Here is a 13,129-nt window from a genome sequence, read left to right on the forward strand (position 1 = left end):
AGAACGAATGACCGATATAGCCGCTGAGTCCCTTGATCCCCTGCGTTTGCCCCTTTACGGTGAGCGCCTGATTGAAGCCTCTGCGGGCACTGGTAAAACCTTCACCATCGCCGCACTTTATCTGCGGCTTTTGCTGGGGCTGGGCGGCGATCGTGCCTATCCTCGCCCGGTTAATGTTGAAGAACTGCTGGTCGTCACCTTCACCGAAGCCGCCACTGAAGAACTGCGCGGGCGTATTCGTAGCAACATTCATGAACTGCGCATCGCTTGCCTGCGTAACACCACCGATAATCCGCTTTATGCCAGCCTGCTGGCGGAAATCGACGACCTGCAACAGGCCGCCGATGTCCTGCTGCTTGCCGAACGGCAGATGGACGACGCGGCGGTTTTCACCATTCACGGTTTCTGCCAGCGTATGCTCAGCCTCAATGCGTTTGAGTCCGGCATGTTGTTCGAACAACAGTTGATTGAAGATGAATCGCAACTGCGCTATCAGGCCTGTGCCGACTTCTGGCGACGCCACTGCTACCCGCTGAATCGCAGCATCGCGCAGGTGATTGTTGAGTCCTGGAAGGGGCCGCAGGATCTGCTGAAATCGATTGACCGTTACCTGCAAGGTGAAGCGCCGCAGTTGAAAGTCCCGCTGAATAGCGCGGAAACGCTGGAGTCTCGCCATCAGGCAATTTTGGCGCAGATTAACGACATCAAACAGCAGTGGCTGGCGAACGTTGGTGAACTGGAGCCTTTACTCGAAGGCTCTGGTATTGACCGCCGCAAGTTTAACCGAGGCAACCAGGGAAAGTGGATCGACAAGATCAGCGCCTGGGCGCAGGAAGAGAGCAAAAACTACCAACTGCCGGACGCGCTGGAAAAATTCAGCCAATCGTTTCTTGTAGAACGCACCAAAGCGGGCGGCGTCGTGCCGGAGCACCCGCTATTTAGCGCCATTGAGCGGCTGCTGGCATCGCCGCTGACCCTTAACGATCTGGTGATTGCTCAGGCGATGACCGAGATTCGCGAGGCCGTCGCGCGGGAAAAACGCCGTCGCGGCGAGTTGGGCTTTGACGACATGTTAAGCCGCCTTGATGAGGCGCTGCACGGCGACAGCGGCGATGCGCTGGCTGCCGCTATCCGCCAGCGTTTCCCGGTGGCAATGATTGATGAATTCCAGGATACCGACCCGCAACAGTACCGTATTTTCCGCCGTATCTGGCGGCAACAGCCGGACACCGCGCTGCTGCTGATTGGTGACCCGAAGCAGGCTATCTACGCCTTCCGTGGCGCGGATATCTTTACCTACATGCGCGCGCGCAGCGACGTGGCGGCCCACTACACGCTCGACACCAACTGGCGTTCCGCTCCGGGCATGGTGGAAAGCGTCAACCGCTTGTTTGGGCTGGTGGATAACCCGTTTATGTTCCGCGATATCCCGTTTTTACCGGTGAAATCGGCGGCGAAAAACGCCTCGCTGCGCTTCGAGGTTGACGGCGAAAAGCAACCCGCGATGAACCTGTGGCTCATGCCGGGTGAAGGCGTTAGCGCGGGCGACTATCAGAGTTTTATGGCGCAACAGTGCGCGGCGCAGATTCGTGACTGGCTGGCAGGCGGCCAGCGCGGCACGGCGCTGCTATGGCGCGGCGATGAAGCCACGCCGGTACAGGCGTCAGATATTACCGTGCTGGTGCGTAACCGCCAGGAAGCCTCGCTGATTCGCGATGCCTTAAACGCGCTGGCGATCCCCTCGGTGTATCTCTCTAACCGCGACAGCGTGTTTGAAACGCCGGAAGCGCAAGATCTGCTGTGGGTGCTCCAGGCCGTGCTCACGCCGGAGCGGGAAAACACGCTTCGTAGCGCGCTGGCGACGGCGATGTTTGGTCTCAACGCGCTGGATATCGAGCGTTTGAATCAGGATGAACACGCCTGGGATGCGCTTGTCGAGGAATTTAGCGACTATCGGCAAATCTGGCAGCGCCGTGGCGTTATGCCGATGATCCGCGCTTTGATGAGCGCGCGATCGATTGCCGAGAATCTGCTCGCCACCCACGGCGGCGAGCGGCGCTTGACCGATATTCTGCACCTCAGCGAGTTGCTGCAAGAAGCGGCGACCCAGCTTGAAAGCGAACATGCGCTTGTGCGCTGGCTTAACCAGCAGGTTGCTGAACCTGACACCAACGCCTCCAGCCAGCAAATGCGTCTGGAGAGCGACAAACACCTGGTACAGATTGTCACCATTCATAAATCGAAAGGGCTGGAATACCCGCTGGTTTGGCTGCCTTTCATTGCCCGTTTCCGTAAGCAGAATCAGGCGTTCTACCACGATCGCGAATCGTTCGCAGCGGTACTGGATCTCAATGAAAGCGACGAGAGCCTGGAGCTAGCCGAAGCCGAACGCCTGGCGGAAGATTTACGTCTGCTGTACGTCGCCTTAACCCGCGCCGTTTGGCACTGTAGCCTGGGTATCGCGCCGTTAACCGCGCGGCGTAGCGACAAACCCACCGATACCGAGCTGCATCACAGCGCGCCAGGGCGGCTATTGCAAAAAGGCGAAGTGCGGGATGCCGCTGGTCTGGAGGCTTGCCTGCATGTGCTGTGCGATGAGCACATCGCCCTGACGCGAGCGACGCCGCCGGATGATAACCGCTGGCAGGCGTCACAGGCCGAAATGCCGGAACTGACGGCGCGACAAGTGCAGCGTCGGGTGCTTGATGACTGGCGCGTGACCAGCTATTCAGGCTTGCAGCAGCGCGGTCACAGTGTGGCGCAGGATCTCCTGCCGCGTCTGGATATTGACGCCTCCGGCACGGGCGATGTCCCTGTCGAGCTGGAGCTGACCCCGCACAACTTCCCGCGCGGCGCATCGCCGGGGACATTCCTGCACAGCCTGTTTGAAGATCTCGATTTTACCCAGCCGATATCACCGGAGTGGATGGCGGAAAAACTGCAAAGCAACGGCTTTGGCGAAGAGTGGGAACCGGTGCTGACCCGCTGGATTTCACAGGTACTGGCTGCGCCGCTGGCGGATATCGGCATTGCGCTGAACCAGCTTAGTGCGCGGCAAAAACAGGTTGAGATGGAGTTTTATTTGCCTATCGAAAGCCCGCTGCAAGCCGAAGCGCTGGATGCGCTAACCCGCCGTTATGACCCGCTATCGGCGGGCTGCCCGGCGCTAGATTTCCGCCAGGTGCGCGGGATGCTAAAGGGCTTTATTGACCTGGTTTTCCGCCACGACGGGCGCTACTACCTGCTGGATTACAAATCGAACTGGCTGGGTGAAAACGGCGAAGCCTATACCCAACAGGCGATGGCGCAGGCCATGCAAGCGCACCGCTACGATTTGCAGTATCAACTTTACAGCCTGGCCTTGCACCGCTATTTGCGCCACCGCATTGCGGATTATGACTATCAGCGCCACTTCGGCGGTGTGATTTACCTGTTCCTGCGCGGCGTAGACGGTGATGCGGGGCAACAGGGCATTTTCACCACCCGACCAGACCCCGCGCTGATAACGGCAATGGACGCGCTGTTTGCCGGAAATGTACAGGAGATGGACGCATGACGCTGGAACAACGCTTGCTGGAAGCCGTAGAGCTGAAGCTGCTACGCCCGCTGGATGTCCAGTTTGCGCTGATGGTGGCGAAGGATGAGCATCCGGCGGTGATGCTGGCGGCAGCGATGCTCAGCCGCGATACCGGAGAAGGGCACGTGTGCCTGCCGTTGTCGCATCTTCGCCCAGACATGCAGCCCAAAGGCCGCGCCCGCGAACTGTGGCAGCAGTTGTTTAATGAGGTTGATGCGCCTGACGATTGGGCCACGTTACTACTGGCCTCGCAGGCGGTGAGTACCGGTGAGCGCCCATCGCCGCTGATTTTAAGCCGAGAACGGCTGTATCTGAACCGCATGTGGCGCAATGAACTGACGGTCGCGCGCTTCTTTAGCGATACCCAGGCTCCGTTTGCGGTGGATGAAACACAGCTTACCGCCACGCTTGCGTCGCTGTTCCCGTCTTCCGACACGGTTGACTGGCAAAAAGTGGCGGCGGCGGTGGCGTTAACCCGCCGAATTTCGGTGATTTCCGGCGGGCCAGGAACCGGTAAAACTACCACGGTCGCAAAACTATTGGCGGCGCTGATACAGATGTCCGGCAGCGAAAAATGCCGTATCCGCCTTGCCGCACCCACCGGCAAAGCGGCGGCGCGTTTGACGGAATCGCTGGGCGCGGCGCTGCGTAAACTTAACCTGAGTGACGCGCAAAAAGAGAAACTGCCCACTGAGGCCAGCACGTTACACCGCCTGCTGGGCGCGCAGCCGACAAGCCAGCGGATGCGTTACCACGCGGGGAACCCGCTGCATCTTGATGTGCTGGTGGTGGATGAAGCCTCGATGATTGACTTGCCGATGATGGCGCGCCTGATTGACGCGTTGCCGCCGCATGGACGTGTGATTTTCCTCGGCGACCGCGATCAGCTAGCCTCGGTAGAAGCGGGGGCGGTGCTGGGGGATATCTGTAGCTGGGTTAACGCAGGCTACACCGCAGAACGCGCGGCACAGTTAAGCCAACTGGCGGGGGCGACGGTTCCCGCCGGTGAAGGCCATGCCGCCAGCGCGCTGCGCGACAGCCTGTGCCTGCTGCGCACCAGCTACCGTTTTGGCAGTGACTCCGGTATCGGACAACTGGCGGCGGCGGTGAATCGGGGCGATAAAAAAGGCGTGAGCGACGTTTTTGCCCGTGGTTTTAGCGATATCGACTGTAAGCCGCTGCGCTCGACCGACGACTACGCCGCCATGCTGGACGATGCGCGCGCGGGCTATGGTCATTATTTACAGCTTCTGCGCGAACAGGCTGACCCCGCCGTGGTGCTGGAAGCCTTTGGTGAATATCAACTGCTGTGCGCGCTGCGAGAAGGGCCGTGGGGCGTAAGCGGGCTGAATCAGCAGTTTGAGCTGCTGCTGGCGCGTCACCGGCAGATTACACTACCGCGTCACTCGCGTTGGTATGACGGTCGCCCGGTGATGATCACCCGCAACGACAGCGCGTTGGGGCTGTTTAACGGTGATATCGGCGTGGCGTTAGAGCGTGAAGGTAGCCTGCGCGTTTGGTTCCCGATGCCGGACGGCACGGTGAAACCGATTCTGCCAAGCCGTTTACCAGAGCACGACACCGCATGGGCAATGACCGTGCATAAATCGCAGGGGTCAGAGTTTGCCCATGCCGCGCTGGTGTTGCCGACGCAAAATGTGCCGGTGGTGAGCCGTGAATTGATCTACACGGCAATTACCCGCGCGAAATCGCGTTTGTCGATGTATGCCGATGAACATCTGTTAGCGCAAGCCATCGCCACACGAACCGAACGACGCAGCGGCCTGGCCGCCATTTTTGCCGAAATGGCGTAATAGCCAGGTGTTTAACGCTTTGCCTGATGGCGCTACGGTGTGCGAACTTGTAGGCCGGATAAGGCGTTCACGCCGCCATCCGGAAATGGGTGGCACAATGCCTGATGGCGCTGCGCTTATCAGGCCTACGGTGTGCGAATTTGTAGGCCGGATAAGGCGTTTACGCCGCCATCCGGCAATTTGCATGGATATTATTTACGCCAGGTCGGTCATCAGCACTTTGGAGCGGCGCTGGTAGTTGTAGAGCTGCTTTTTGCTTTCTGGCAGCAGATCAACGTCCACCGGTTTAAAACCGCGCTCCTGGAACCAATGAATACTGCGGGTGGTGAGCACGAACAAATGGTTTAACCCCATCTGCTTGGCCTGGGTGGCAATGCGTTGCAACAGCACTTCGCCGCGCGACGAGCTACGGTAGTCCGGGTGTACCGCTACGCAGGCCATCTCGCCAATTTTTTCTTCCGGGAACGGGTACAGCGCCGCACAGGCGATGGTCGTGTTATCACGCTGAATAATCGTGAATTTGTCGATCTCCATCTCCAGTTGCTCACGCGAACGACGCACCAAAATCCCTTGCTGCTCTAACGGGGCAATCAGATCCAAAATCCCGCCGATATCATTGATGGTGGCGCGGCGAATTTGTTCGGCGCTCTCCATCACAATCTGTGTCCCGATACCATCACGTGAGAACAGCTCTTGTAGCAGCGCGCCGTCTTCCTGATAACTTATCAGGTGGCTGCGACGAACACCGCTGCGGCAAGCCTTCACCGCACCGCGCAGGAAGCGAGCCGTGCCGGAAAGGTAATCGCCTTCCTGCTCCAACTCTTCAATACGCGCTTGCGCTTCGTTAGGAAACAGCTCAGAGATAATCTCACCCGCGTCGTTGTAAACCCCTTGTGAGGAGCAAAAACCAATCATCTTCTCGGCCTTCAGTTTAATAGCCAACTGGGTGGCAATCTCCTCTGAGGTCAAGTTGAAGCTCTCACCGGTAACGGAAACGGCAACCGGCCCCATCAGCACTATCGCACCGCTGTCGAGCTGACGATGAATCGCTTCTTCATCAATACGGCGAATACGCCCGCTGTGGCAGTAGTCGATACCGTCATCAACGCCCAACGGCTGGGCGATAATAAAGTTACCGCTCACCACGTTAATGTGCGCTCCTTGCAGCGGGGTATTGTTGAGGCTCATCGACAGCCGAGCGGTGATATCGAGCTGTAACAGCCCTGCTGCTTGCTTAACCAGTTCTAAGGTTTTGGTGTCGGTCACGCGAATATGCTTATGATACGAAGGCTCATGATGATGTGCGGCCAGATTGGCGTCGATTTGCGGGCGCGCGCCATACACCAGCACCAGGCGAATGCCTAGGCTGTGAAGAAGGCCTATATCATTGACAATGCTAGAAAAGTTATCATGCTCGATAGCTTCGCCGCCCAGCATGATGACAAACGTCTTTCCCCGGTGGGCGTTAATATAGGGGACAGAATGACGAAACCCCTCAACCAATTCGGTCTTACGTTCCTTCACCACAGCACAACCCCTCAATGAATTATTATTCGTAATAAGTGTATTTTTATTCTGTTTTTGGCCGGAACGCAAGCCGGAATTTGCCTGGAATAAGGAAAAATAGAACGCTCAATTTCGCTGATCCTACGAATGTTTACCCTTTTATAGATGACAGTTTCTGCGCCTTTGGTTAGAGTTTTCGGTCAATCGTATTATGCGTATACTCGTCGTCCTTTGAGTGTTGTTTGGAATCTGTCATTTTTTTGCCTGGGATAGAGCATGTCGGGAAGTCGGTCTTTGAGTCGTCGTCGCCTGTTACAAGGGGCGGGCGCGATGTGGTTACTAAGTGTGAGTCAGGTTGGTCTAGCCGCCGTTAGTCAGGTGGTGGCCGTGCGCATCTGGCCTGCGTCTAGCTACACGCGCGTTACGGTAGAGTCCAACCGTGTACTCAAATATCGACAGTTTGCGTTAAGCAACCCAGACCGCCTGGTGGTTGATATTGAAGGTGTGAATCTTAATTCGGTGCTGAAAGGCATGGGCGCGCAGATTCGCCAGGATGACCCATTTATCAAATCGGCGCGTGTGGGGCAGTTTGACCCGCAAACGGTGCGCATGGTGTTTGAGCTAAAACAGGATGTCAAACCACAGCTCTTCGCGCTGGCGCCGTTTGCTGGTTTTAAAGAACGTCTGGTGATGGATCTCTATCCGGCAAGCAGCAAAGAGGAGCAAGACCCGCTGCTGGCACTGCTGGAGGAGTACAACAAGGGCGATCTTGAAAAGCAGGTTCCGCCAGCTCAGAGCGGCCCACAGCCGGGTAAAGCCGGGCGTGACCGGCCTATCGTCATTATGCTCGACCCCGGACACGGCGGTGAAGACTCCGGTGCGGTGGGGCTGCATAAAACACGTGAGAAAGACGTGGTGCTGCAAATTGCCCGCCGCTTACGTGCGCTGATTGAGAAAGAGGGCAATATGAAAGCCTACATGACGCGTAACGAAGATATCTTTATTCCGCTCCAGGTGCGGGTGGCGAAGGCGCAAAAGCAGCGCGCCGACCTGTTTGTTTCTATCCATGCGGATGCCTTTACCAGCCGCCAGCCGCGCGGCTCATCGGTGTTTGCGCTGTCAACCAAAGGGGCCACCAGTACGGCGGCAAAATACCTCGCGAAGACCCAGAACGCCGCCGACTTAGTGGGGGGGGTGAGCAAAAGCGGTGATCGCTACGTTGACCACACCATGTTTGATATGGTGCAGTCGCTGACCATTAACGACAGCCTGAAATTCGGCAAAGCGGTTTTGAAAAAGCTCGGTCAGGTGAACAAACTGCATAAAAATCAGGTAGAACAGGCGGGCTTTGCGGTACTGAAAGCACCGGATATCCCGTCGATCCTCGTCGAAACGGCATTCATCAGTAACGTTGAGGAGGAGCGCAAGCTCAGGACTGCCACCTTCCAGCAGGAAGTGGCCGAGTCTATTCTTGCCGGGATTAAAGCCTATTTTGCTGACGGCGCAACGCTTGCGCGACGCGGGTAATTTAAGGTGTCGCGTTTAAAGAGCGTTCACGGCGGCAACACCCGTGAAGCCGCCGCATTGCTGGGCATTGCGGCTGACCAATTGCTGGATTTCAGCGCCAATATTAACCCGCTCGGGATGCCCGAAAGCCTGAAACAGGCGATTATCGCCGGGCTTTCCCTCGCCGAGCGTTACCCTGATGTCGAATACCAACAGTTGCATCAGGCGCTGGCGGCGCATCACGGCGTTCCGGCCTCGTGGGTGCTGGCGGGCAACGGTGAAACAGAGTCGATTTTCACCCTCGTTCACGGCTTGAAGCCGCGTCATGCCATGGTGGTCGCGCCGGGGTTTGCGGAGTATCGTCGGGCGCTGGAGACAATCGACTGCCAGATAACCCCCTTCGCCTTGCGTGAAGAAGACGGCTGGCAACTGACCGAACGTATTCTTCCCGCGCTAACCGCTAATCTTGATTGCCTGTTTTTGTGTACGCCGAATAACCCGACGGGTCTGCTCCCGTCACACGCATTGCTGGCGGCGATTGCCGAGCGTTGCCGAACGCTGGGGATTGCGCTGATCCTCGATGAAGCCTTTATCGATTTTATTGCTGGCGAGCAGGGGTTTATCCCGCTGCTGGCGCAAAATCCGCATGTCTGGGTACTGCGCTCACTCACCAAGTTTTATGCAATTCCTGGCCTGCGTCTGGGGTATGTGCTCAACAGCGACGAGCCGATGCTCGCGCGGCTGCGCCAGCGGCAAATGCCGTGGTCAATTAATGCCTTTGCCGCGCTGGCGGGCGAGGTGATCCTCAACGATAGCGCTTATCAACAGGCGACATGGCAGTGGCTGGCGCACGAAGGGCAGCGTTTTTATCAGGCATTGTGTCAAATCGACGGGCTGACGGTGTATCCGGGGCAGGCGAACTATCTGTTTTTGCGCTGCGAAAAACCGGGGATCGATCTGCAATACGCGCTGCTGCAAAAACATATTCTTATCCGTAGCTGCGCCAACTATCCAGGGTTAGATGCCCGCTACTTCCGCGTGGCGATTCGTAGCGAAAGGGAAAACCAGCAACTGCTGGCGGCGCTGCATCAGGTGCTGAGCTGAACCCCACCGGCCACGTGGCTCAGCAAGTGTTGTTTCGGCCAGTGGTCGGTCAATCTTTGCTGCGCCAGCGCCCACTTTACATATTCCACATCATGACGGCGGCGGTCGAGCATCAGCCCGACGACGCTGCCGCTGTGCGCCACGTTTAACCCGTATAAATCACACGATTCTACCAGCGCGAGCAGCGTATCAAAACCGGGCTTCGGCAGCAGCGTCTGGCTGGCGATGGCGCTCAGCGTGGCGGCCTCGCCCATCAACGTAGGGCTATGGCGGGTACAGGCTAACTGCACCTTTTCCCATGCCTGTTGTAATAGCGCCGCGTTAGCCTGTAGCGCGGCCTCTCTCGGCTGACGATGATAATCGGCGGTGCGCAATATCACGGGGCTTTCCAGCACCAGCAGGTCAAAGGCGGGCGACGGCGCACAGGCAATTTGCGTTTGCGCATGGTGGTGGTCAAACAGCGTCAGCGAGCGGAACAGCGTGCTGTCGGTTGGCTCCAGCGAAACGCACAGCGCGGCTAATTCAGACTCACGCAGTGAATGACCTAAATGCGCAGCCGCCGCCACCGCCGTGGCCGCAATATCGGCGGTGCTGCTCGCCATCCCTTTGGCCAGCGGAATCGTCGAGTGCACCGTAATGCGCAGCGTCTGGCTTAGCGCCAGCGGATAACCGTAATGCGCCAGCAGGGCGTTGACCATCGCGCGCGTCAGTGGGCGCTCGTTGGGTAGCGGTGTAGCATTGCAAACTTCCACTGTGCTGTACCACTCAATGGGGCAAGAGATCAGCTTCTCACTACCCAGAATCCAGCCCTGAATCAGCTCCCCGCAAGAGGCAGGGCAGCGCGCCACACTCATTATTTTTATGCCTTGTGGTGAGTTAAACGAACAAAATATCAACTGTGATGAATAAATATATCGGTATTGTCATAGCGCAACGAAATACTTTAACCACCGCGCTAGAGTAACCTGCTTTTATTTTATGCGGGCGTAAGATGTCGGCATAGAGACAAAATCAGAGCCAACAGGTTCGGCATAGTGATATGCCAGGGAAGGAGGTGCATCCGCAAAGGTGGATAAATCCTCCGCAGCCCCCGCTGCTGTGATGCTGACAACCCCGTAAACACCACTGATCGCCAGATCGGGAAGGGCGGGCGAGGATGACGCTAAGCCAGAAGACCTGCCTGTCGGTGATTATCAACAACTTCGGTGGGAAGTGGGTTGCTTTGCGTCGCACAGTCTTCTGACTGGGCACACGTATAGCTATACCCAATGAATAGGGGCAGGGTATGGCAGCCAGACAGCACGCATTTATTCTTGCAGGAACCGGTAGCGGCTGTGGCAAAACCACCGTCACGCTCGGCTTGCTCACCCTGCTTCAGCAGAGCGGCCTGCGCGTGCAGCCTTATAAAGTCGGCCCCGATTACCTCGACACTGGCTGGCATACCGCCCTGTGCGGTGTGGCTTCCCGCAATCTCGACAGCTTTATGCTGCCCACCTCGACCCTTAACGCCCTGTTTAGCGAACATATGCAGCAGGCCGATATCGCCGTTATTGAAGGCGTGATGGGCCTGTACGACGGCTACGGCACTGATCCCAACTATTGCAGCACCGCCGCGATGGCAAAACAGCTCGGTTGCCCGGTCATTTTGCTGGTGGATGGCAAAGCGGTGTCTACCTCGATTGCTGCGACGGTGATGGGGTTCCAGCACTTCGACCCCAGCCTGAATATTGCGGGGGTGATAGTCAATCGCGTCAACAGCGAAAGCCACTTCCAACTGCTGAAAAGCGCGATTACCCGCTATTGCGGGCTGCCGGTATTGGGCTATGTGCCGCGTGCGGCGGGCGTTGCGTTACCGGAGCGCCATCTGGGGCTGGTAATGGCGCGCGAATCTGCGCTTAACCGCCAGCCGTGGCAGGACTTTGCCGCCATGCTGGAACGCACACTCGATATCGAACGCCTGCTGGCGCTCACCGAATTGGCGCACATGCCTGAAGGCAACTTGCCGCCGATGCCGCAATCCGGCGCGGGACTTACGCTGGCGCTCGCCGACGACGAAGCATTTAACTTTTACTATCCAGATAACCTGGCGCTGCTGGCGCGGGCGGGCGTGGAGATTGTGCGTTTTAGCCCATTACACGACCACCTGCTGCCGCCATGCCAAATGGTGTGGCTGGGCGGCGGTTATCCAGAGCTACATGCACAGGCGCTGGCGGCAAATGAAACGATGCTGGCGCAGCTACGCGCGGCACATCAGCGCGGCGTAGCCATTTACGCGGAATGCGGCGGGCTGATGTATCTCGGCAGCACGTTGCAGGACGCCGATGGTCAGGTGCATCAAATGGCGGATATTTTGCCAGGCCAGAGCAAAATGGGCACACGTCTGACCCGTTTTGGCTATTGCGAAGCGCAGGCCGAGCGGCAAACGCTACTTGCCGCGCCCGGCGAAATATTGCGCGGGCATGAATTTCACTACTCGGATTTCACTCCGCAGGATGCGGCGGTGATGGCGTGTCGCAAAACACGCGATGGCGCGGTACTCCAGCAATGGCAAGGCGGCTGGCAGCGCGGTAATACCTTCGCCAGCTATTTACACCTTCACTTCGCCCAGCGCCCCTCCATGCTCAACCACTGGTTTGCTGCCGCCAGGAGCGCGCTATGACGCTGCTCATTTGGTGTGTGGCGTGGATGCTGGATGTGCTGATTGGCGACCCGCCAAACTGGCCGCATCCGGTACGCTGGATAGGCAACTTGATTAACGCCGTGCAGCGCGTGGTACGCCGCCTTTGCCGCACCGAGCGCGCGCTGCGCATCGGCGGCGGCGTAATGTGGCTGGTGGTGGTCGGGATAACTTATGGCGTTACCTGGGGCGTTTTAGCGCTTGCCGCCCGCATTCACCCGTGGCTGGGCTGGGGCGTCAACGCCTGGTTGATTTTTACTGTGCTTGCCGGTCGCTGCCTGGCGCAATCGGCACAGGAGGTTGAGAAACCGCTGCGCGCGGGCGACCTTGCCGAAAGCCGCATTAAGCTGTCGTGGATTGTCGGGCGCGACACCTCGCAGCTTCAGCCTGCGCAAATCAACCGCGCGGTGGTAGAAACCGTGGCAGAAAACACCGTCGATGGCATTATCGCCCCGCTGTTTTTCCTGTTACTTGGCGGCGCGCCGCTGGCGATGGCCTACAAAGCGGTGAATACCCTCGACTCTATGGTGGGCTATAAGCATCAAAAATACCGCGCTATTGGTATGGTCAGCGCCCGTATGGACGATGCCGCCAACTTTATTCCTGCTCGCCTGAGCTGGCTTTTTATCAGTGCCGCCGCCGTGCTTTGCCGCCTTGATGGCCGCCGGGCGCTGCGCATTGGCTGGCGCGATCGCTACAACCACAGCAGCCCTAACTGCGCCTGGTCAGAGGCTTCCGTTGCAGGCGCGCTGGGCATCCGTCTGGGCGGGCCGAACGACTATTTTGGCCAGCGCGTTGATAAACCGTGGATCGGCGACGCCCGGCGCGACATCGCAATTGATGATATTTCCCGAACGATTCGACTGATGTGGGTGGCGTCAACGCTGGCCCTGCTGCTGTTTATGGCAGTCAGGTTCTGGTTGGTTGGCGCGGCCTGAGGAGAAC

The 13,129-nt window shown here is 58.0% G+C and carries 8 protein-coding genes and 1 riboswitch; of the genes, 6 read left to right on the top strand and 2 right to left on the bottom strand.

Going from position 1 to position 13,129, the window contains the following annotated elements; translation table 11 throughout:
* Positions 1–7: 7 nt before the first annotated feature.
* Positions 8–3,556 (top strand): exodeoxyribonuclease V subunit beta, encoded by a 3,549-nt coding sequence (gene recB / locus AC6I4B_RS04765; protein ID WP_497770003.1) that lies wholly within the window; start codon positions 8–10, stop codon positions 3,554–3,556.
* Positions 3,553–5,391 (top strand): exodeoxyribonuclease V subunit alpha, encoded by a 1,839-nt coding sequence (gene recD / locus AC6I4B_RS04770; RefSeq protein WP_497770005.1) that lies wholly within the window; start codon positions 3,553–3,555, stop codon positions 5,389–5,391. The genes recB and recD overlap by 4 nt, the downstream gene beginning before the upstream one ends.
* A 195-nt stretch (positions 5,392–5,586) precedes the next feature.
* Here recD and argA read toward each other — a convergent pair whose 3' ends face one another.
* Complete coding sequence (gene argA / locus AC6I4B_RS04775) at positions 5,587–6,918, bottom strand: amino-acid N-acetyltransferase (protein WP_497770006.1); 1,332 nt, start codon at positions 6,916–6,918, stop codon at positions 5,587–5,589.
* A gap of 255 nt (positions 6,919–7,173) precedes the next feature.
* Here argA and amiC point away from each other — a divergent pair, with 255 nt between their 5' ends.
* On the top strand, positions 7,174–8,424 hold the full coding sequence (gene amiC / locus AC6I4B_RS04780) for an N-acetylmuramoyl-L-alanine amidase AmiC (protein ID WP_497770008.1): 1,251 nt from the start codon (positions 7,174–7,176) through the stop codon (positions 8,422–8,424).
* 6 nt (positions 8,425–8,430) lie between these two features.
* Positions 8,431–9,507: a threonine-phosphate decarboxylase CobD gene (gene cobD / locus AC6I4B_RS04785; RefSeq protein WP_497770009.1), complete on the top strand. Its 1,077-nt coding sequence runs from the start codon at positions 8,431–8,433 to the stop codon at positions 9,505–9,507.
* Here the strand turns inward: cobD and AC6I4B_RS04790 are convergent.
* Positions 9,492–10,361 (bottom strand): L-threonine kinase, encoded by an 870-nt coding sequence (locus AC6I4B_RS04790; RefSeq protein ID WP_497770011.1) that lies wholly within the window; start codon positions 10,359–10,361, stop codon positions 9,492–9,494. The two genes, cobD and AC6I4B_RS04790, sit on opposite strands and share 16 nt — an antisense overlap.
* Before the next feature lie 151 nt (positions 10,362–10,512).
* A riboswitch (cobalamin riboswitch) is annotated at positions 10,513–10,705 on the top strand.
* 87 nt (positions 10,706–10,792) lie between these two features.
* On the opposite strand from AC6I4B_RS04790, the gene AC6I4B_RS04795 reads away from it, so the two are divergent.
* Both AC6I4B_RS04795 and cbiB read left to right on the top strand, forming a co-directional pair.
* Positions 10,793–12,166, top strand: a complete 1,374-nt coding sequence (locus tag AC6I4B_RS04795) for a cobyrinic acid a,c-diamide synthase CobB (RefSeq protein ID WP_497770012.1) — start codon at positions 10,793–10,795, stop codon at positions 12,164–12,166.
* Positions 12,163–13,122 (top strand): adenosylcobinamide-phosphate synthase CbiB, encoded by a 960-nt coding sequence (gene cbiB / locus AC6I4B_RS04800; RefSeq protein ID WP_497770013.1) that lies wholly within the window; start codon positions 12,163–12,165, stop codon positions 13,120–13,122. Before AC6I4B_RS04795 ends, cbiB begins: the two co-directional genes overlap by 4 nt.
* Positions 13,123–13,129: the final 7 nt, after the last annotated feature.

It is taken from the genome of Kluyvera fluvialis (assembly GCF_059725275.1).

Coding starts and splice junctions, on each gene's coding strand:
- cbiB (WP_497770013.1), top strand. CDS start 12,163: ATGACGCTGCTCATTTGGTGTGTGGCGTGGATGCTGGATGTGCTGATT.
- recD (WP_497770005.1), top strand. CDS start 3,553: ATGACGCTGGAACAACGCTTGCTGGAAGCCGTAGAGCTGAAGCTGCTA.
- AC6I4B_RS04790 (WP_497770011.1), bottom strand. CDS start 10,361: ATGAGTGTGGCGCGCTGCCCTGCCTCTTGCGGGGAGCTGATTCAGGGC.
- amiC (WP_497770008.1), top strand. CDS start 7,174: ATGTCGGGAAGTCGGTCTTTGAGTCGTCGTCGCCTGTTACAAGGGGCG.
- AC6I4B_RS04795 (WP_497770012.1), top strand. CDS start 10,793: ATGGCAGCCAGACAGCACGCATTTATTCTTGCAGGAACCGGTAGCGGC.
- recB (WP_497770003.1), top strand. CDS start 8: ATGACCGATATAGCCGCTGAGTCCCTTGATCCCCTGCGTTTGCCCCTT.